Origin of the sequence: Nonomuraea angiospora, assembly GCF_014873145.1 — a bacterium.
Taxonomy (GTDB): Bacteria; Actinomycetota; Actinomycetes; order Streptosporangiales; family Streptosporangiaceae; genus Nonomuraea; species Nonomuraea angiospora.
In genome coordinates this window covers 10,813,470-10,834,483 of the sequence record NZ_JADBEK010000001.1, presented here as the reverse complement: position 1 = coordinate 10,834,483, position 21,014 = coordinate 10,813,470, and the positions used below count along the sequence as shown (strand labels likewise).

Genomic DNA, 21,014 nt, shown 5'->3' with positions numbered 1-21,014 from the left:
CCGGGCGGCGGGCGGCGGGTGGTCAGGGGTCTTCCAGGGCGTAGGCGACCGCGCGGGCGAGCCCGAGTCGAGTGCCGTCCCGGAATGCCGCCGTGAACGCCTGGGCCCCCAGCTCCCGGCGGGCCCGCTCGGCGCACTCCTGGTGCGATCTCGCCTGGTAGCGCAGCCGCGTCGGCGAGGAGGCCGCCGCCTCCCACAGGAGGTGGGCGGCGCCCAGCAGCCGGGCGGCCCGCTCGTACCGGCCGCGTACCCCGGCCGTCCAGGCCAGCGCCTCCAGGCACTGCGTCAGGCCCCAGCGGTCTTCCGTGCCACTCCAGAACGCGACCACCTCCCGCATCCGGGCCTCGGTCTGCCGCCAGTCGCCCTGCTCCCAGCGGGCCATGCCGAGCGCGTACAGCGCGTACGCGCGGAAGAGCGTCGCGTTGCGCCTCTCGCACAACGTCACGAGCTCCTCGCCGTACCCTGCGGCCCGGTCGGGGCTCATCGTGGCGGCGAAGAGGGCGGCGAGATACAGGGTCACCGCCACGGCGCCGGTGTCGCCCCTCGCCCAGTGCCGGGTGCGGGCCTCCTCCAGGAACGCGAGCCCGCCCTCGACGTCGCCCTCGCACAGCGCCGCGACGCCGGAGAGCTGGGCGGCGAACGCGAGCGCCTTCTCGTCCCCCAGCTGCCGCGCGAGCGCCAGGCACTCCCGCGCGCCGGCCGCCGCCGCGTCGCCCTGGTAGTGGGCGAGCAGCCCGTCGGCCCACAGGCCCATCGCCCTGGCGACGCTCGGTCCGGGTACGAGCGCGAGGCCGCGCTTCAGCCAGTACCGGCCCTCGCTGAGCGCACCGGTGACCAGCCAGGTGGACCACAGCTCAGCAGCGATCTCCAGTCCGGCGGGGGCGTCGCCGGGCCGGCCGAGGCAGAGGTCGAGGGCCACGCGTACGTTGGGCAGCTCCGGCTTCAGCATCCGCAGGCGATCGATCTGGTCCGGCTCCAGCCGGTCCACGCGCACCCGCTCGACGAGCCGGCGATAGTGGTCGATGAACCGCTCGCGCAGCGCCTCCGCGTCCGCGGGCGGCAGCTGTTCGCGGCCGTACGCGCGGATGGTCTCCAGCATGCGGTGGCGGGCCCCGAGGCCGTGCTGCTCCGCGCCGCACAGGATGGACTTGTCCACCAGCCCCATCATCAGATCCAGTACGTCCTCGCGGGCCAGCCCCTGCCCGGGGCAGACCGCTTCGGCGGTCTCCACGTCCACGCCTCCCGCGAACATCGACAGCCGCTCCCACAGCCGCCGCTCGCCGGGCGAGCACAGCCCGAAGCTCCATTCCATGGTCGCCCGCAGGGTCTGGTGGCGGGCCAGTGTGCCGGGGCCGACCTCTCCGGTCGACAGGGCCGGCGCTTCCAGGCGCTCGTCGAGCTCGTTCACGAGGTCTTCCACCGAGGTCGTCCGCAGGCGTACCGCCGCCAGCTCGATGGCCAGCGGGATCCCGTCCAGCCGCCGGGCCAGCCGGGCGACGGCCCGGGCGTTGGCCGTGTCGACGTGGAAGCCCGGCCGGATCGTCGCCGCCCGCTCCGTGAACAGGCGCACGGCGTCACGCCGGGCGATGTCGCGGGTGCCGTCGCCGGGCTGCGGGGTCGGCAGGGACGGCACCGGCAGCACCCGCTCGCCGTACACTCCGAGCGACTGCCGGCTGGTGGCCAGGATCTGCAGCCGCGAGGTGCCGTGCAGGAGCTGCTGCGCCAGCCGGGCGCACGCGCCGAGCAGATGCTCGCAGTTGTCCAGCACCAGCAGCAGCTGTTTGTCCGCCAGATGCTCGATCAGCTGGGCCACGAGGTCCGGTGTGCGGTCGTGGATGCCCAACGCGGCGGCCACGGCGGGGGCCACCAGGTCCTCTTCGTCGATGGTGGCCAGCTCCACCAGCCGGACGCCCTCCCGGTACTTCCGGGGCAGGAGCTCGCTCACGCGTCGCGCCAGCCGGGTCTTGCCGACCCCGCCCACGCCGGTCAGGGTCAGCAGGCGGGTCTGGGCCAGGATCCGCCTGACCTGGGCGATCTCGTGCCGTCGTCCGACGAAGCCGGGAGCGTCGGCCTGTCGCTGCTCCGCCGCCGAGGAGTCCAGACCGCTCCGGATCTCGTCTTGCACGGACATGATCACTCGCCGCCGGGTGGCCGCTCGCCGGTGAGGCGGGCCTGCTCTGCGACCCAGCCGATGATCTGGGTCCTGGAGTTGAAGCCGAGTTTGCACAGAATGTGCTCAATGTGGCCCTCGACGGTGCGCTGAGCGATCACCAGAGCCGCCGCGATCTCCTTGTTCCTCATTCCCCGGGCGAGGAGCTGGGCGATCTCGGTCTCCCGCGGGGTGAGCGGCGTGTACTGGGCCGCCTCGCCGGACGGGCCGTGCGAGGGCGCCTCCTCCATGAGGGCGTACGCGAGCGCCTGGTCGGTGGAGCGCCTGGCGCCGCGCTTGACGGCCGTCTGGAAGGACTGTTCGCCAAGGGCGTCGCGGGTACGGGCCTCGCATTCGTCGTGGTAGCGGACGAGGTGGCCGAATCCCAGCAGGGGCGTGCCGATCGCGTCCCAGACGTTGCGCAGAACGCCCAGCAGCGCGCCGGCCCGCGCGTACTCCTCCTGCGAGGCGGCGATCCAGGCCAGCGCCTCGATCGTGAGCCCGACCCCGACCGAGTCGTCCAGAGAGTGGAAGACGCGCAAACTCTCCTGCTCCAGGGCTGTCGCGCACCGCACGTCGCCCTGGAGCCAGCGTTCGATGCCGAGTGCCGTCGTCGTGTACGCCCGGTGCCAGCTCTCGCCGTGGGCGTCGCAGACGGCGATGCCCTCCTCGGCGGCGGCGACGGCGCCCTCCGAACGGCCGAGGAACGAGTGCGCCAGGCAGAGCCAGGTCAGCGCCTGGACCTCGCCGGCCGGGTCGCCGCCGGCGCGATGATGGGTCACCGCCTCCTCGAAGAACTTGATGGCCGACTCGGTGTCCCCCGCGTGCATGGCGACCATTCCGGAGTAGAGCGCGACGTAGCCGAGCACCGGCTCCAGCCCGAGCTTCTCGCCGAGCGTCCTGCTCTTGGCCAGCAGCCCGACAGCCGAGGCCTGATCGCCCTGGATGATGGCGAGGGAGCCGCAGGCCCACAGCGCCCGGGCCCTGACCTCGGACCGGGCGGCGGGCTGCGCGAGCCCCTGTTCGAGCCAGTCGCGGCCTTCGCCCAGGTGGCTGCTGGTGATCCAGTGGTCGAGCAGGTCGCTCGCCATGTCGATGCAGAGCCCGGCGCGCTCGGCCTGGCAGTACTCCAGGGCGGTGCGCAGGTTGGGGTGCTCGACGCGCAGCCGGGTCAGCAGCTCTGCCTGCGCCGGGCCGAACAGCTGCGCCTGCGCCTCACGCGAGAGCCGCCGGTAGTAGTCGCGATAGCGGCGTTTCAGCTCCAGCTCCTGCCCGGAGGCCACGAGGCGCTCACGCCCGTACTGCCGGATCGTGTCCAGCAGCCGGAACCGCACTCCGTACGGGTGCTCCTCCCGGATCAGGACGGACTTCTCCACCAGGCCGATCATCAGATCGAGGATCTCGTCACGGGTGATGCCGGCCCCGGCGCAGATCGCTTCGACGGCCTCCAGGTCCAGGCTGCCGGTGAACACCGACAGGCTCGCCCACAGCAGGCGCTCGTGCTCGGTGCAGAGCCCGTGACTCCAGTCGATCAGGGCGCGGAGCGTCCGGTGGCGGGACACCGTGGCGCTCGGTCCCGCGCTGAGCAGCCCGAACAGATCGTCCAGCCGGTCGAGCAGCTGGTGGATCGAGAGCACGCGCAGCCGCACGACGGCGAGCTCGATGCCGAGCGGCAGACCGTCCAGGCGGCGGCAGATCTGCTCGATCATGCCCTGGTTCTCGCTCGTGACGGTGAAATCGGGCAGCACGGCCGCGGCCCGCTCGGCGAAGAGCCGTACCGCGTCGGACATGAGGGGCGCCGGGTCGGGCTGGGGGTCGCCGCCCGGCAGCGGCAGCGTCGGCACGGGGAACGCCTGCTCGCCGACCGCTCCCAGCGGCTGCCGGCTGGTGGCCAGGATGCGCAGGTCCGGGGCGCACCGCAGCAGCGCCTGGGCCAGCATGGTGGTCTGGTCGAGGACGTGCTCGCAGTTGTCCAGGACGACCAGCGCCCGCCGCTCGCGCAGGTGCTCGGTGAGCACCTGGAGGGGCGGCCGGGCGGAGTGGCTCTGGATCCTCAGCGCGGCGATCGTGGCCTGGGGCAGCAGCGCCGGGTTGTCCAGTTCGGCGAGTTCGACCAGCCAGACCCCGTCGGGGAAGGCCCGCCGCAGGTCGGTGGCGACGCGCAGGGCCAGCCGGGTCTTGCCGACGCCGCCCGGACCGGTGAGCGTGACCATTCGGGCCTCGGACAGCAAGCGCTTGACCGCCGCTACTTCGTGCCGACGCCCGATGAAACTGGTCACCTCAGCGGGCAGACCGCCGGCGTATGTCTGCGCCGAGGCGCGCAACGTGGCAATGGTCATCGATGCCTCGCACCGGCTCCAGCGAGTGGGTCGCCATACGTCACCAAGAGCCGATATAACCAACATATGCCCATAAAGGGCGCTGACGATCCGGACGATATGCCTGGTCAACGGGCATATCTGGACCGCGTACCGAATCATGGGCGACCCCGGCCTCGCGCGTGGGACAAATTTTGCGCTGGGTGCCTGACTCGTCACTTAACTGACCTTGGCGGCGCTCTGATACGATCTTGGCCCACCTGACCGGCTGGAGGCTTGGTGGCCGAAGTGTTGGCCCTGTTGGCCGAGGATCCCAGAACGGTGGGGCCCTACCGCCTGGAAGGGCGGGTCGGGGTGGGCGGGCAGGGCACCGTCTACGTGGGGCGTGGCGGCGCCGGCGGCCCGGTGGCGGTCAAGCTCCTGCACCCGCACCTGATGGCCGACCAGCGGGAGCAGAAACGCTTCCTGCACGAGGTGGAGACCGCCAGGCGGGTGGCGCCCTTCTGCACGGCCCAGATCCTCGACTGCGGGTTCGCCGGGGGCAGGCCGTACATCGTCAGCGAGTTCGTGGACGGGCCGTCGCTGCATGCCGCCGTACGCGACAACGGGCCGCGCGGGGCGGCCGCCCTGCAGCGGCTGGCGATCAACACCGCCACCGCCCTGATGGCCATCCACGAGGCGGGCGTGGTCCACCGCGACTTCAAGCCCGGCAACGTGCTGCTCGGGCCCGAGGGGCCGGTCGTCATCGACTTCGGCATCGCCCGGGCGCTGGACCTCAGCCAGTCGGTCGTCAGCAGCCAGGCCATCGGCAGCCCCGCCTACATGGCGCCCGAGCAGATCTCCGGCGGCGACGTCGGGCCCGCGAGCGACCTGTTCGCCTGGGGCGCGACCATGGTCTACGCGGCCACCGGGCAGCACGCCTTCCCCGGCGAGTCGATCCCCGCCGTCCTGCACGCGATCCTGCACGGCGAGCCGGACCTCGGCGGCCTGGACGGGGCGCTGCGGGCGCTGCTGGAGGAGTGCCTGTCCAAGGTCCCGGCCCGGCGGCCCACCGCCGCCCAGGTGATCGAACGCCTGCGCGCTCTCCCGTCCCCCGTCTGGTCCACCGTCCCGGTGACCCGGCCGGGACGCCCTGCCGCCGCCGTTCCGAGAGCGGACGGCCGGCGGCGTGGCCTGATCATGGGTACGGCGGGCGCGACCCTGCTCGTCGCCGCCGCGGCGGCCGGCTACTTCGCGCTCGTGCCCGCCGCGTCCGAGGGCAAGGCGGCCGGGGCGACCTCGGCGGCGTCGATGCCCGTGGCCTTGCCTTCCTCCAGTGCGCCTGAAACCAGTGCGCCTGAAACGCCTGCCACGCAGGACACATCCGCCCCAGCGGAGATCGAGCGGTCACTGTCGGCCGAGACCGTGCCCAGCACGAGCGCCGTCCCGCGCGGCACGCCGGGCCCGACCCGCAGGCCGCCGCGCACGAAAACCCCGGTGGTCGAGCCCAGCCAGAAGCCGACGAAGAAGCCGACCCGCAAGCCTTCGACCAGGCCGACCAGGACCACGCCGGCCCCGAGCAGCCCGCCGGCGCCCTCCCAGGGCTCGATCACCTTCAACGACGCCCACGAATACTGCAGGGCGCAGGGCTACAGCATGGCCGCCGGAAACTGGGGCTCGCTGTCGTGCTTCGGCATGACGAGCAAGGCCATCACCGCGACGGCGGTGTGCCAGTGGAAGTACGAGGGCCGCGACGCGGTCGCCGAGCAGCCTCCGTACACGTATTCGCAGTCGACGACCTGCCGGCTGTCCTGACGATCAGGCCGTCGTGGCGGCGGCCACGATGCGGCGGACGATCTCCCGGGCGATGGGCTGCGGCGAGCCCGAGACGGTGACCCGGGTCCGGCCGCCGCCGGGCACGAACGTGCTGGAGCCGTCCGCCCCCACCTCCACGCGTCCCTCCGGGCTGAAGGCGAACAGGTCCGGGACCAGCAGGCTCAGCACCGTGATCGGGTCGTGCGGGCTGTTCCACTCCTCGTTCCAGAACCGCCACCACTGCTCGATCTCCGCCTTCAGCGCCTCCCCCAGCGCCCCTGCCCCCGCGATGGCGGCCACGTCGGCGGCGTCCATCCGGACCGTGGTGGTGATCTCCAGCCCGGTCACCGTGATCGGCACCCCTGAGCCGAAGACGATGGCCGCCGCCTCCGGGTCGCAGCGCAGGTTGTGCTCCGGTTCGGGGCCGTCGAAGCGGCCGCCCATGATCCACAGGTGCCGGACGTCCCGGGCGAACGACGGGGACGCCGTCAGGGCGTTGGCGAGGTTGGTGAGGGGGCCGACCGCCACGACGTCCACCTGGCCGGGCGCGCGGCTCACCTGCTCCACCAGGTACGCCGCCGCGTCCCCGGAGCCGACCGCCTCGGTCTCCAGGTCGGTGAAGAGCCTGCCCTCGTGACCCGCCCACCAGACGGGCCGGTCCGTCAGGGTCTTGGCCGCCCCGGGGATGACGGTCAGGGACCGGTTCGCGAGCCGTACCAGCCGCTTGGCCAGGCGCGCGCGCAGCAGCGTGTCACCGTAGACGGTCGTGCAGCCGACCAGGTCCACCTCCGGCGAGCCGAGCAGGACGGCGAGCGCCAGCGCGTCGTCCACGTCGGAGCCGATGTCGGTGTCGAAGATGACGCGCATGGTCGAAGAACTCATGGAGACCCTTCTCGGAGGTTATTTGAGGCCCGTGGTGGCGATGGACTGCGTGAAGTGACGCTGGAAGCGCAGGATGATCAGCAGCGGGATGACCGTCAGCACGATCGAGCCGGCGAACAGTTGCCCGTAGTCGATGGTGAACTGGCCGCGCATGTTCGCCAAGGCGATCGGGCCGAGCTGGTGCGCGGCGTCGGTGCCGATGAGCAGCGGCCAGACGTACGACTGCCACTGGAAGATGAACAGCGTCAGGCCCGCGCTCACCAGGGCGGGACGCGAGAGCGGCAGGTAGATCCTGGCGAACACGCCGAACCAGCCGAGCCCGTCGATGCGCGCCGCCTCCACCAGGTCCTTGGGGATGGCCAGGAAGAACTGGCGCAGCAGGAAGATGGCCAGGCCGTGGCCCAGGCCCGGGAGGATGAGCCCGGCGTAGGTGTTCGTCAGGTCCCAGTCGCGGAACAGCGTGGCGAGCGGGATGGCGATCGCGTCGAAGGGGATGAGGAAGCTGAGCACCACGATCGCGAACAGCGCCCCCTGCCCCCTGAACCGCACCGCCGACAGCCCGAACGCGGCCGCCGCCGAGATCAGCAGGCCCACGGCCACGGTGACCAGCGCCACGAGCAGGGAGTTGAGGATCGCGCGGCCGAAGTCGCCGGTGACCAGGCTCGCGTAGTTGCCGAGGGTGGGATCGACCGGCACGAGCGTCTCCCACGACAGCCGCGAGATGTGCCGGAAGATCTCCGAGCCGCCGCGCAGCGAGCTGGACAGGGCCCAGAGCAGGGGCAGCGCAAAGGCCAGGCCGATGATCGTGCCCAGCAGGGCGTACAGACGTCTGGACACGGTCAGTCCCTCCCCCGCAGCAGCCGGAACTGCACGATCACCACGGCCAGGACGAGCAGCACCAGCAGCATCACCTCGGCCTGCGCGAGGTTCAGGTCGCCCACGGAGTAGGCGCGGGTGAAGATGTCGAACATGGTGACGTTGGTGGAGCCCTGCGGGCCGCCGTTGGTCAGCATCTGTACGGGGGCGAAGACGAGGAAGTTCGAGACCGTGTCCGCCACCAGCACGAACGCGAGCGGCCTGCGCAGCAGCGGCAGCGTGACGTGCCAGAAGCGCGCCCAGGCCGACGCCCCGTCGATCGCGGCGGCCTCGTACAGGGAGGTGGGGATGTCCTGGAGCCCGGCGATGAGGAACATCATCCAGTAGCCGACGCCGATCCACGACAGCAGCACGATCAGCGACCACAGGGCCTGGCCCGGCGAGGTGAGGAACGGCTGCGGCGGGACGCCCAGCACGCTCAGCACCGAGTTGAGCAGGCCGTCCGGCCGGTAGGCGACGCTCCAGATGGCCGCCGAGACCGCAGGGGGCACCGCGATCGGCAGGATCACCAGCACCCGCAGGAACCGGACGCCCGCGAAGCGGCGGGTGAACAGGACCGCGAGGGCGAGGGCGGCGGCGATCTGCAGCGGGTTGACGATCAGGCTGAACACCAGGGTGACGCGGACGCTCTGGAGGAACGTCGGGTCGGCGAAGAGCGTGGCGTAGTTGCCCAGGCCGACGAACGTCGTCTCGCCGGTGACCAGGCTGGTGTGGCTGAGGCTGCTGGCGAACGCCATGACGGCCGGGATCAGCCGCAGGACGAGGAGCGCGACCAGGGCGGGCGCCAGGAACGCCAGCGACACCAGCACCGGCCGCCCGACCGACCTGCCTCGGGGTGACGCGCCTGTCATCGCAGCTGGGCCCAGGCCGTCTTGACCTCCTGCGTGGCCTGTTCGAGCCGGGTCTTGGGCTCGGCGCCGTTCCGGATGTCGGCGAACGCCTTGGTCATGATGTCCTCGAACTGGATGTACCCCACCGACCTGGGCCGCGCGACCGCCGTGTGGTCGGCGTCGTAGGTGAGGATCGCGCCGACCCCCTTGCTCTTGTCACCGCCCAGCGCGTCGAGGGTGGGGACGTACTTCTCGAAGGCGGCCCGGTTCGAGGGGATGATCGTGGTGGCCTTCGTGGTCAGCAGGTTGCCCTCGGGGTCGAGCGCGGCGTACTCGAGGAACTTGCGCGCGAGCTGCTGGTTCTCCGAGGCCGGGTTGATGCCCCAGGACCACGAGCCGGTCGGCGTCACCTGCTTGCCGCCCTTGAAGTAGGGGTACGGCGCCACGCCCCAGTCGAGGTCCTTGGCCCCCGAGAAGACGCCCACGTCCCACGGGCCGCCCGCGAAGAAGGCCACCTTGCCCTCGCTGAACAGCGGCGAGGTCTGGAACGAGCCGACCCCGCGAGGGGCCAGCTTGTTCGCGAACAGGTCGCGGTACCAGGTCATCGCCTTCACCCAGCCGTCGGTGGTCAGGTCGGGCGTCAGCATGTCGGGCCCGGTGATCCCGGAGCCGCCGCCGAGCGACTCGGCCAGGCTCTGCAGCTGGTAGTACTGCTCGATCTGCTCGGGGATGAACGCCCACTGGGCGCCGCCCTCGGCCTGGGCCTTCTTGCCCGCCTCGATCGTCTGCTCCCACGTCCAGCGCTTGGCGGGGTCGCTCGGCGGCGGGGTGATCCCGGCCTTCTTCAGCAGGGTCCTGTTGTAGAAGAGGAACTGGTCGGAGGTCCAGACGGGGACGGACCAGAGCTTGCCGTTGTGCTCGTTGACCTCGTACTGGGCGGGCAGGGCCGCCTGCTTGACGCGGTCCTTCCAGTCGCTCAGGTCGACCAGGAACCCCCGGGTGGCCAGCGCCGCGACGCGCGGCTGGTCGACGGTGTAGACGTCGATCGTGTCGTCCTTGGCGGCCAGCCGCTGCTGCAGCGTGCTGTTGAGCTGGTCGAAGGGGATCTGCGTGTACGCGACCTTCACGCCGGGGTTCTTGGCCTGGAACCCGTCGATGACCGGCTGGAACGTCTTGGGATCCTCGGGCCCGGTGAACCGCAGCGTCTTCGACGCCGAATCCCCTCCGCCCCCGCCGGATGCGCACCCGGCCGCCAGCACGGCCAGGAGACTCACCAGGGCCAGGCTCTTCTTCATGGCGTTGCTCCTTCAAGCCTTCCGGCCGCTGACCAGGTCAAGCGCCGACTCTACACGTGTCACATCCACGATGGCCGCCCAGCATGCCACGAACCCCCACGAACCGACAAGACCTCCCACTCTTGACCGATCTTGCCGAGACGTCTACATATATATTCAAAGCCAACTATCCATTCGCTCCTAAAGAGGTGAATGTGAAGGCCCCGATCACCGCACTCCTCACCACGGCGCTCGCCTTATCCCTCGCCATCCCCGCCTCGGCATCCTCGGCATCCTCGGGACCTGAGGCCCGGTTCTCGGTGCCGGGGCCGGCGAGGGGAACCTGTGTCGACGCGCCATTGAAGATCACCTTCCCGGCGCCTCCCACGCTCGGCTCGTCCGGCGCGATCGAGGTGCGCCGCGCCGACGGCACGCTGGCCGATCGCGTCGAGGCCGCCGCCGCCAAGGCCGACAAGAAGAACATCGGCGCCGCCGTCTCCGACACCGGGCTGCCGCACGACTTCTCGTACGAATCGATCATGATCGAGGGCAACACGGCCAGCGTGTACCTGCACCGGCAGCTCGAGTACGGGCAGGAGTACCACGTCACCGTCGACCCCGAGGTGTTCGCGGGGTTCGGCGGGGTGCGGGAAGCCGGAAGGTGGAGCTTCAAAACCCGGAAGCGGGGAGTTCAGAGCAGGCACCTGACGGTTTCCGGGGCCGGGACCGGGGACTTCTGCACCGTCCAGGGCGCCATCGACGCCGTGCCGACCGGCAATCAGTCGCCCGTGACGATCGACGTCCGGCCGGGCGTCTACACCGAGATCGTCTACGTACGCGAGGACCGGCCGCACCTCACCGTGCGCGGGGCGGGCGCGGGCCGGACCGTGATCCAGTACGCCAACAACGACCTGCGCAACGGCGACAAGGCGCTGAGCAACGGCGGCCCGGCGGATGTGTGCCCGCGCCGCGTGCTGGAGACCTCCGACCTGCACAACTGCTGGCGGGCCATGTTCGGGGTGGACGCGGCGGACTTCCGGCTTCAGAACCTCACACTTCACAACACGACCCCCGACGGCGGCTCGCAGGCGGAGGCGTTCCGGGGCAACAACGAGCGGATCTCCCTCGAACGCGTGGACCTGCGCAGCCGCCAGGACACCCTGCGCCTGCAGGGCAAGGGGTTCGTCACGGGTAGCCGGATCAGCGGCGACACCGACTTCGTGTGGGGCACCGGCACGGTGTTCATCCAGGACTCGGTGCTGGAGTCGACGGACGCCGGCTACATCTCCCAGAGCCGTAACGACGCGACCCGGCCGGGCGCGGTGTTCGTCCGCACCAGGCTGACGCGCGCCCCCGGCGTACCGGACGGCTCGGTGGTGCTGAGCCGCAGCGCCGTGTGGCGGTTCACGCACAGCCAGGCGGTGTTCATCGACACCGAGATGGACGGTCATATCGCCCCTGTCGGCTGGGCCATCGACCCGAACGACTGCGCGCAGGCACAGACCCTCTCCTTCTGGGAGTACGGCAGCACCGACCTCACCACCGGCCGCGCCGTCGACACCGGGCAACGGCTGCCCTGCTCCCGCCAGCTGACGGCCGCCGAGGCAGAGAAGTGGAGCGACCCGTCGTTCGTCCTGGGCGGCTGGGATCCCCGGTCACGCTAAGCGGAAGGAATGGATCACATGGACAGGTTGGCGAGTAGGCGGGCCCTGCTGGGCGGGGTGCTGGGTGGTGTCGGTGCGGCCGTCGTCGCGGGGCCGGCCGAGGCGGCCAGTCGTGCCGGTGCGGGGTCCGGGGGCGCGGGCCGTGCAGGGGGCGGGAGCGCGGCCGGGGTCGAGGGTGCGGTGGAAAAGGGGGGGCTGGATGAGGGGGTGCGCGGGGGGAAGGGGGCGCCGCGGCCGGTGGCGCCGGTGAATCAGGAGGTGGCGGCCAGGTTCGGGCCTGAGTACAAGACGCTGCCGGCCGCCGTCGCCGGCGTCGACATCGAGCCGCTGATCGGAATCGCGTCGGCCGCCGACCTCGCCGCCAAGCGCAAGGGCATGATCGACTACATCTGGAAGGGCGCGGGTCAGCCGAAGACGCTCCCCACCGTCGAGACCGACGTGCCGGCTCCCGACTTCGCCTCGCTGACGGGTGTCCGCAGGATCGACCGGCTGACGGTGCCCCTGCGCTACCAGGTTTCGGCCAAGGTGTACGACATCGTGCCGCGCCGCGCGTGGAACCGGCGTCTCGCGCTCTACCACAACGGCCACGGCGAGCCGTTCGACACCATGCTCCGCACCGTCCAGGCCCTGCTCGACCGGGGTTACCGCGTGATGGCGTACGCGATGCCGTTCCAGCACTGGAACCAGCAGCAGATCGCCGACCCCAAGGACCCGGCGAAGCTGCTGCCGAACCCCTCCCACCGCGAGCTCCCGCCCTGGGAGAGCGCCGAGTTCTCCGCCCTGACCTTCTTCCTCGAACCGCTCACGGTCACCCTCAACTACGCGAAGGCCACGTACCGGCCGCTCTCCGTCGAGATGATCGGCCTGTCGGGCGGGGGCTGGACGACGACGGTGTTCGCGGCGCTGGACCCGCGCGTCACCCGCAGCTATCCCACGGCCGGGTCGCTGCCGTTCTTCCTGCGTCCGGCCTCGCCGAAGCCGCGCCCCACGACCGGCGACTGGGAGCAGACCAAGGAGGCGCTGCCCGGCTTCTACGCCGCCGCTTCCGACGATTTCCTCGACATGTACGTGCTGGCGTCCGTCGGGCCGGGGCGCGGGCAGGTGCAGATCCTCAACCGGTTCGACGAGTGCTGCTTCAACGGGGTGGGGCACCGCGTCTACCAGGCGCCGGTACGCGACCGGGTGACGCTGCTCGCCGGCGGGCGGCCCGACCAGGGGCGGTGGGATCTCCTGGAGGACGCCACGCACGACGACCACACCATCTCGCCGTTCGCGCTGTCCGTCATCCTGTGGGACCTTGACACCACAAATGTCACAACCTAATATCAGAATATAGATGCTTGCTTGAATGGATATTCAAGCTAGATGGAAGGGTGTGCATGGCGGGCCGTACCTTTTCCCACCGGCGCAGAGTGATCGTCAACACCGACGCCAAAAACGAGGCGGACGACCAATTCGCCATCGTGCACGCCCTCCTCTCCCCGAGCCTCGATATTCGCGGCCTGATCGCCGCGCATTTCGGCAATCGCCGCACCCGGTCGAGCCTGGAGGAGAGCCGCGCGGAAATCGACCTCCTGCTGCGGTTGATGAAGCTCGACGGCACGGTCAGGGTCGAGGACGGCGCCCCGTACGCGCTGCCCGACGTGGTCACCCCCGTCCCGTCGCCCGGCGCGGACCTGATCATCGAAGAGGCCATGCGGGACGTGCCGGAGCCGCTGTACGTGGCCTTCCTCGGCCCGCTGACCGACATGGCCTCGGCCCTGCTCCTGGAGCCGCGCGTCGCCGAGCGGGACGTGACCGTGATCTGGATCGGCGGCAACGGCTACGACGGGCGCGGCGGCCTGCCCGCGCGGCCGGAGTTCAACCTGTCCAACGACATCGTGGCGGCCAACGTCGTGTTCTCCTCGGCGGTCAAGGTCTGGCAGGTCCCGGCGCCGACGTACCGGATGACGGCGGTCGGCTACGCCGAGCTCGACGCGAAGGTGGCGCCGTACGGCGAGATCGGCGAGTACCTCGTGCGCCAGCTCGTCGAGTGGAACGAGCAGCACAGCAGGCCGTCGATCGAGTTCCGCGCGCTCGGCGACTCTCCCGCGATCGGGCTCATGCTCCACCCCGACTGCGGGACGTGGGTGGAGCGCCCCGCCCCGAACTTCCGCCACGACGGGTCGTACGACTTCTCTCTCGAGCATCGGGCGATCCGTACGTATGACTCGATCGACGCGCGGTTCATCTTCGAGGACTTCTTCGCGAAGCTGCAGGCCTTCGCCCGGCGTTAGGCGCGACGGCGGGAAGGAGGGGCCGACCCGGGCCATCGTGATGCGAGCGCCGCCGCGGGCTAGCACAATGGCACTCGGCAGTGGCCCGGGCTCGCCACCGGACCAGCATGAGCGGCGGAGCCGAAGCGGAGGCCAGCGATCGTGGGAGCTGACAGTCAGTTCGAGAAGGGCCGCTCCGGCGTCGAGCCCATGAGGTTCAGCGGTCGCCGGCTCAGCCAGGAGTCGGAGCGCATGCGGCTCCTGGTGCGGGTCGCCCGCCTCTACCATGAGCACGGGGTGCGCCAGCCGCAGATCGCGGCGCAGCTGCGCATCTCGCAACCGCGGGTGTCGCGGCTGCTCAAGGAGGCCGCGGAGATCGGCATCGTACGCACGGTGGTCGTGGTGCCCAGCGGCGTGCACGCGTTACTGGAGGAGGACCTCGAGCGCAAGTACGGCGTGGAGCAGATCATCGTCGTGGACGCCACCGGCGACAACCACGACGTGGTGGCCGCGCTGGGCTCGGCCGGCGCCACGTACCTGGACGCCACGCTGATCGGCGGCGAGCACCTGGGCATCTCGTCCTGGAGCGCCAGCCTGCTGGCCACGGTGGAGGCCATGCAGCGCCGCCCGGTGCAGGTGGCGGAGGAGGTCGTCCAGCTCATCGGCGGGGTGGGCAAGGGGTCCGCGCAGGTCCAGGCCACGCGCCTGGCCGCCCACCTGGCCGACCTCACGGGCGCCGAGCCCGTCTTCCTGCCCGCGCCCGGCCTGGTCGGGTCCGCGGCCGCCCGGCAGGCGCTTTCGGACGATCAGGTCGTACGGCAGGTGGTGGATGCCTGGTCGCGGCTGACCACGGTGCTGGTGGGGATCGGGAGCCTGGATCCGTCGCCGCTGCTGCGGGACAGCGGCAACGCCATCTCGGAGGAGGACTTCGAGACGCTGCGGGAGTTGGGGGCGGTGGGTGACGTGTGCCTGCGCTTCTTCGACGCCGAGGGACGGCTGATCGCCTCGCCGCTCGAGGAGCGCATCCTTGGCATCTCGGGGGCTGATCTGCTCCGGGTGCCGCGGCGGATCGCCATCGCGGGGGGTCGGCGGAAGACGGCGGCCATCCGGGCGGCGCTTCGGGGGGGTTGGGTGAACACGCTCATCACGGATGTGGGTGTGGCCGAGCAACTCCTGAAGGACTGACCTCACCTTCGCCTGGCTGGTCAGGGAGCCGCCTCGCCTGGGACCTGGCCGGGCGCGGCTGAGGGCTGATGAGGAGCCGAGGTCCGATAAGGGCTGAGGGCCGATGAGTGCGGGGCGCGAGGGACGCCGCTTCGGCTGGGTGCCGTGCATCGTGCGCCGAGCCGCGCCCGCGCGCCGGAGGGGCCGTCGGGCTTGCCTGCCGGCATGGGCGCTGGGCTTGGGCGGCTCCGGGCCGGGCGGTGGCGAGGGGTTGACGCCGGATCTGGCGGGTCGGAAAGCGGTCTTGACAGTCACAACCGTGTCGTTCACGATGTGATGAATCCACTCCATTCATGGCTGAATAAAAATTCTCAGTTAGCGACAGCGTGGTCCGGAGTCGTGCCGAAAGACGGCACAGCCCTGTCTATTCGGGGCAGAAAGAGAGCGTTTCGCATGAGCGAGGCCGAAGGCTTCGATCGCCAGCAATCAGAATTCAGTCGCCGGGATTTCGTGCGGTCCGCGGCGCTGGTTCCCCCCGCAGTGGCATGGGCGGACACCTCCGGCGTGGCGGCGGCGGCCGGCCCGAGCCCCACGCCCAGCCCCACCCCCACCATCGCGCCGAAGGTGAAGGCGAAGGGCGTGCCCGCCTTCCCCGGCGCCGAGGGGGCCGGGATGTACACCACCGGCGGCCGGGGCGGCGCCGTGTACGAGGTGACCACTCTCGACGACGACGGCCCCGGGTCGTTACGCGAGGCGGTGGCGAAGTCCGACGGGACGGTGGTCTTCCGGGTCTCCGGGAACATCAGGATCAAGGGCGGGCTCGACATCACCGGCTCGAACCTCACCATCGCCGGCCAGACCGCCCCCGGTCACGGCATCACCGTCATCGGCAACGAGACGCAGATCAAGGGTGACAACATCATCCTGCGCCACCTGCGCTTCCGCGGCGGCGACGAGCTCGGCACCGCCATCGACACCTTCGGCGCCCGTGGCGTGCGGGACCTCATCATCGACCACTGCTCCTTCAGCTGGGGCGTGGACGAGTGCTTCTCCGTCTACGGCAACACCAACGTGACCGTCCAGTGGTGCGTCGTCTCCGAGGGCCTGGTGAACTCGGTGCACCCGAAGGGCCGGCACGGCATGGGCGGCCTGTGGGGCGGCGACACCATCACCTACCACCACAACCTGCTCATCCACGAGAACGGCCGCAACCCGCGCTTCAGCTTCACCGAGGGCATGAGCCTGGTGGTGGACCACCGCAACAACGTGATCTACAACCCCGGGATCACGTCCTGCTACGGCGGCGAGTGGTCCAACGGCATCAACATCGTCGGCAACTACTACAAGCCCGGCCCCAACACGCTGGCCCCGATCGCCAGGACGATCGCGGCCCCCGGCCGGTTCGGCGAGTGGCACGTCAGCGGCAACGCGGTCGAGGGCCACGCCGACATCACGGCCGACAACACGCTCGGCATCACCTTCCCGACCGGCGGCATCACGCTGCGGCCCAGGCCGGTGGAGTTCGAGAACGGCATCACGGAGCAGAGCGCGCAGCAGGCGTTCGCGACGGTCCTGGAGCAGGCCGGAGCCATCCTGCCGCGGCGGGACGCCATCGACGCCCGGCTGGTCAACGAGGCGCGCACCGGCACCGGGCGGCACATCAACTCGCAGAAGGACGTGGGCGGCTGGCTGCCGTCACCGGCCGAGATCCCCGCTCCGGCCGACAGCGACCACGACGGCATGCCGGACGAGTGGGAGACCGCCCAGGGGCTGAACCCGGAGAGCGCCGACGACGCCAAGACGGTGGACGGCAGCGGCTACACGAACCTGGAACGCTACCTGAACTCCATCCAGCGGGCCGGGGCCCGCAACCCCGAGGTGGCGATCGTCTCCCCCAAGATCGACCAGGTGTTCGCGGCGGCCACGGACCAGCAGTCCATCGTCGTCCAGGCCGACGCCAAGGCCCTCGACGGCGCGTCCATCGCCAAGGTCGAGTTCTTCCACGGTGACAAGAAGATCGGCGAGGCCACCGCGGCTCCGTACCAGGCGACCTGGGCGGACGCGACCGACGGCACCTACTGCCTGACGGCCCGCGCGACCGACAGCACCGGGTCGGCGACCACCTCGTCGCTCGTGCCGATCCACGTCACCCGCACCATGACCCACAAGCCGTGGACGGCGAAGGACATCGGCGAGGTGCCCATCGCCGGGAGCACGGCGCTGAAGGACGGCGTGCTCACGCTGAAGGGGTCCGGGAAGATCGCCGGCTGGAAGGACTCCTTCCACTTCGCCTACCAGGCCGTCGGGTTCAGCCAGCGGGGCGAGGTCATCGAGATCACCGCGCGGGTGGACAGCATCAGCATGGGGCACGTCGACGCCGTCGCGGGCATCATGGTGCGCCAGGACCTCGCGCCGAACTCACCGTTCATGATGGCCGGCATCGGCTTGTCCGCGAGCGGTGACGACGGCGCCGGCATGCGCGCCAAGGCCATCAGGGTCGCCTCGAACGGCAACCAGCCCAGCGTCGGCATCTGGCCGGCCGCCGGCGAGGACCCGCTGAACCCGAAGAAGCCGTACTGGCTGCGCCTGGTCTGCCGGAGCCTGCTGACCGGGGACAACGAGTTCGAGGCCTTCCTGTCGTCCAACTCGCTGAACTGGGACCGCATCGGCTACGAGCGCATCGCGATGCGGACCGGCCGGTTCTACATCGGCCTCGCCGTCGACGGGAACCAGGAGGCGAACGCGGTCCACGCCTACACCACGGCCAGGTTCAGCCTGGTGAAGGTCAATCGTTAGAACGGAGCACCCCCTTATGACCCAGCACCCGTTGACGAGGAGGAACCTCCTCCGCGGCGGTGGTCTCCTCCTGCTGACGACCGCCTCCGGCTGCAGCTTCTTCGACACCAGCCCCGACACGGGCGGCGCCGTCCAGGCCGCCGACATGTCCGCCAAGGAGTCCCCGGCGCTGGCGCAGCTCGTCAAGAGCGGCAAGCTGCCGCCGCTGGAGCAGCGCCTGCCGAAGAACCCCCTCGTCGTCACGCCGCTGAAGGAGCCGGGCGCGTACGGCGGCACCTGGGCCTCGGCGATCGTCGGCGACGACGACATCGACTGGCTGATCAACACCATCGGGTACGAGCCGCTGGTCAGGCTCAAGCCCGGCACGAACGGCCAGAAGGGCGCCGAGGACATCGTGGCCAACGTGGCGGAGTTCGAGGTCAAGGACGGGGGCCGGGAATACGTCTTCCGCCTGCGCGAGGGCCTCAAGTGGTCGGACGGCCAGCCGTGCACCGCCGACGACCTGCTGTTCGCCTTCGAGGACGTGGCCACGTACCACGACCTGCACACCACCGGCATCTACGACCTCTTCCTGGAGAACGGCAGCACCACCGAGCGGGTGAAGGTCGAGAAGGTGGACGAGCGGACCGTCCGCTACGTCTACAAGGAGCCGAAGGCGGGGCTGCTGTTCCAGATCGCGGTCGCGACGTTCGAGCGGCCCGGCCTGAGCGGGTTCCTGCTGCCCAAGCACTATCTCAAGCAGTTCCACAAGAAGTACAACCCGGACGCCGACCAGCTCGCCAAGGACCAGCAGCTCGAGGACTGGACGCAGCTGTTCATGCTCAAGCAGGACCCGTGGCACAACGCCGACCAGCCCACGCTGCACGCCTGGAAGGTGACCAACCCGATCGGCAAGGGCACGGCGCTGGTGGCCGAGCGCAACCCGTACTACTGGAAGGTCGACCAGCAGGGGCGCCAGCTCCCGTACATCGACCGCTACCGGGCGGAGGTGCTGGGCGACGTCCAGGTCGAGCTGCTGAAGATCATGAACGGCGAGATCGGCATGCAGCTGCGCAACTTCAACACGCCGGAGAACAAGCCGCTGGTCTCCCAGAACGCCGCCAAGGGCAAGTACCGGCTGTTCGACGTGCCGAGCCGGCTCAGCAACACGATGATCATCCAGTTCAACCAGACGGTCGGGGACGACGACCTGCGCGAGCTGTTCAGGAACAAGGACTTCAGGATCGGGCTGTCGTACGCGATCAACCGCAAGGAGATCATCGACGGCGTGTACGCGGGCCAGGGCGAGCCGTGGCAGGCCGCGCCGTCCAAGCGGAACGTGGTCTACGACGAGGCGTTCGCCAAGCAGTACACCGAGTTCGACGTGGCCAAGGCGAACGAGCACCTCGACAAGGCCGGGCTGACCAAGAAGGACGCCGACGGCAAGCGTCTGGGTCCCGACGGAAAGCCGCTGGTCGTCACGGTCATGGCCAGCACCGAGTTCCCGCACCACACCGAGGCGCTGGAGTTCGTGAAGAAGGGCTGGGAGGCGGTCGGGGTCGGGCTGCGGGTGGACCCGGTCGCGGGCACGCTGTTCACCGAGCGCACGATGGCGAACCAGCCGCAGGCCTCCACGTACACCTGCAGCGACTTCGACATCATCACGGGCACCGGCGGCGACCACTACTACGTGCCGAGCAACTCCGGCAGCGCCCGCTACGCCATCCGCTGGGCGCAGTGGTACGGCAGCAAGGGCAAGGCCGGCGACGAGCCGCCCAAGGAGGTGCGCGACCAGCTGGAGGCGTTCACCACGATGCGCACCGAGTTCGACACCACCAAGGCGATCGAGTCCGCCAGGAAGGTGATCGAGATCGCGGCGCAGCAGTTCTACGCGATCGGGATCAGCACGTACCCGGAGGAGTACGGCATCGTGTCGAACGGCTTCAAGAACGTGCCCGACTCGATGGCCAACGCACTCCCCACGCCCGGGCCGACCCAGCCCGAGCAGTACTCCCTCTGAGGGGCCGACGTGCTGGGCTACTTCGGCCGCCGCCTGGTGTACGTGGTGGTGACGCTCTGGGCGATCTCGATCGTCACGTTCGTCATCATCAACCTGCCGCCGGGCGACTACGTCTCGACGCTCGTGGCCAACGCGCAGGCGGGCGGCGAGGGCCTCACTCCGGCTGAGATCGCCAACCTCAGGCACCGGTACGGCCTCGACGACCCGCTCCTGGTGCAGTACTGGCGCTGGATCACGGCGATCCTCCTGCACGGCGATTTTGGTCAATCGTTTGCCTGGAACCAGGCGGTCTCCACGCTCATCGGCGAGCGGGTCGCGCTGTCGGCGGTGCTGTCGATCAGCTCGCTGCTCATGGTCTGGGCGATCGCGTTCCCGATCGGCATCTACAGCGCGGTCAAGCAGTACTCGTGGGGCGACTACGGCTTCTCGTTCCTGGGGTTCATCGGCATGGCGGTGCCGGAGTTCATGCTGGCGCTGATCCTCATGTACGTCGGCTTCCGCTTCTTCGGCCAGAGCGTCGGCGGCCTGTTCTCCCCCGAGTTCCAGGACGCCGCCTGGAACCTGGGCAAGGTCCTCGACCTGCTCGGCCACCTGTGGGTGCCCATCGTGGTGATCGGCGTGTCCGGCACCGCCGGCATGATCCGCGTCACCCGGGCGAACCTGCTGGACGAGCTGTATCGACCGTACGTGCACACGGCCAGGGCCAAGGGCCTGCCGGAGTGGAAGCTGCTGCTGAAGTACCCGGTGCGGATGTCGCTCAGCCCGTTCTTCAGCACGGTCGGCTGGCTGCTGCCCGGCCTGATCGGCGGGGAGACGATCGTGTCGGTGGTCATGAGCCTGCCGACCGGCGGCCCGCTGCTGCTCAACGGCGTCATGAACCAGGACATGTACCTGGTCGGCAGCTTCATCATGATCCTCAGCACGCTGACCGTGATCGGAACCGTGGTGAGCGACCTGGCGCTGGCGTGGTGGGACCCGCGAATCCGCAAACGGTACAAGAGAGAGTAGCGGCG

14 protein-coding genes are annotated in these 21,014 nt (G+C 70.2%); 8 read left to right on the top strand and 6 right to left on the bottom strand.

Annotation, left to right across the window (positions count from 1 at the left end; genetic code table 11):
- Positions 1-22: 22 nt before the first annotated feature.
- Together H4W80_RS49830 and H4W80_RS49825 are read right to left on the bottom strand one after the other, a co-directional pair.
- On the bottom strand, positions 23-2,131 hold the full coding sequence (locus tag H4W80_RS49830) for an ATP-binding protein (RefSeq protein ID WP_192791474.1): 2,109 nt from the start codon (positions 2,129-2,131) through the stop codon (positions 23-25).
- A gap of 2 nt (positions 2,132-2,133) precedes the next feature.
- Positions 2,134-4,488, bottom strand: coding sequence for an ATP-binding protein (locus tag H4W80_RS49825; RefSeq protein WP_192791473.1), 2,355 nt, complete (start codon positions 4,486-4,488; stop codon positions 2,134-2,136).
- Positions 4,489-4,746: 258 nt separating this feature from the next.
- Here H4W80_RS49825 and H4W80_RS49820 point away from each other — a divergent pair, with 258 nt between their 5' ends.
- Positions 4,747-6,261 (top strand): serine/threonine protein kinase, encoded by a 1,515-nt coding sequence (locus H4W80_RS49820; RefSeq protein WP_192791472.1) that lies wholly within the window; start codon positions 4,747-4,749, stop codon positions 6,259-6,261.
- 3 nt (positions 6,262-6,264) lie between these two features.
- Here H4W80_RS49820 and H4W80_RS49815 read toward each other — a convergent pair whose 3' ends face one another.
- The 4 genes from H4W80_RS49815 to H4W80_RS49800 are packed head-to-tail and all read right to left on the bottom strand — an operon-like array spanning position 6,265 to position 10,144.
- On the bottom strand, positions 6,265-7,143 hold the full coding sequence (locus H4W80_RS49815) for a nucleoside hydrolase (protein WP_192791471.1): 879 nt from the start codon (positions 7,141-7,143) through the stop codon (positions 6,265-6,267).
- Positions 7,144-7,161: 18 nt separating this feature from the next.
- Positions 7,162-7,980: a carbohydrate ABC transporter permease gene (locus tag H4W80_RS49810; protein WP_192791470.1), complete on the bottom strand. Its 819-nt coding sequence runs from the start codon at positions 7,978-7,980 to the stop codon at positions 7,162-7,164.
- A gap of 2 nt (positions 7,981-7,982) precedes the next feature.
- On the bottom strand, positions 7,983-8,870 hold the full coding sequence (locus tag H4W80_RS49805) for a carbohydrate ABC transporter permease (RefSeq protein WP_192791469.1): 888 nt from the start codon (positions 8,868-8,870) through the stop codon (positions 7,983-7,985).
- Positions 8,867-10,144, bottom strand: coding sequence for an ABC transporter substrate-binding protein (locus H4W80_RS49800; RefSeq protein ID WP_192791468.1), 1,278 nt, complete (start codon positions 10,142-10,144; stop codon positions 8,867-8,869). The genes H4W80_RS49805 and H4W80_RS49800 overlap by 4 nt, the downstream gene beginning before the upstream one ends.
- Before the next feature lie 338 nt (positions 10,145-10,482).
- Here H4W80_RS49800 and H4W80_RS49795 point away from each other — a divergent pair, with 338 nt between their 5' ends.
- The 7 genes from H4W80_RS49795 to H4W80_RS49765 all read left to right on the top strand — a co-directional run bounded on the left by H4W80_RS49795 (position 10,483) and on the right by H4W80_RS49765 (position 21,009).
- Positions 10,483-11,787 carry a pectinesterase family protein gene (locus H4W80_RS49795; RefSeq protein WP_192791467.1) on the top strand — a complete coding sequence of 435 codons (1,305 nt, stop codon included), beginning with the start codon at positions 10,483-10,485 and terminating at the stop codon, positions 11,785-11,787.
- A gap of 18 nt (positions 11,788-11,805) precedes the next feature.
- Entirely contained in the window at positions 11,806-13,110 is a 1,305-nt protein-coding gene (locus H4W80_RS49790; RefSeq protein WP_192791466.1) for a hypothetical protein, read from the top strand.
- Between the two features lie 56 nt (positions 13,111-13,166).
- The gene (locus H4W80_RS49785) at positions 13,167-14,063 is read left to right on the top strand and encodes a nucleoside hydrolase (protein WP_192791465.1); all 897 of its coding nucleotides are present in this window, start codon (positions 13,167-13,169) and stop codon (positions 14,061-14,063) included.
- Between the two features lie 141 nt (positions 14,064-14,204).
- On the top strand, positions 14,205-15,227 hold the full coding sequence (locus H4W80_RS49780) for a sugar-binding transcriptional regulator (protein WP_318787425.1): 1,023 nt from the start codon (positions 14,205-14,207) through the stop codon (positions 15,225-15,227).
- 519 nt (positions 15,228-15,746) lie between these two features.
- Positions 15,747-18,002 (top strand): Ig-like domain-containing protein, encoded by a 2,256-nt coding sequence (locus H4W80_RS64085; RefSeq protein WP_192791464.1) that lies wholly within the window; start codon positions 15,747-15,749, stop codon positions 18,000-18,002.
- A gap of 16 nt (positions 18,003-18,018) precedes the next feature.
- Entirely contained in the window at positions 18,019-20,001 is a 1,983-nt protein-coding gene (locus tag H4W80_RS49770) for an ABC transporter substrate-binding protein (RefSeq protein ID WP_192791463.1), read from the top strand.
- A 9-nt stretch (positions 20,002-20,010) separates the two neighbouring features.
- Positions 20,011-21,009: an ABC transporter permease gene (locus tag H4W80_RS49765; protein ID WP_185072329.1), complete on the top strand. Its 999-nt coding sequence runs from the start codon at positions 20,011-20,013 to the stop codon at positions 21,007-21,009.
- The last annotated feature ends 5 nt before the right edge of the window (positions 21,010-21,014 follow it).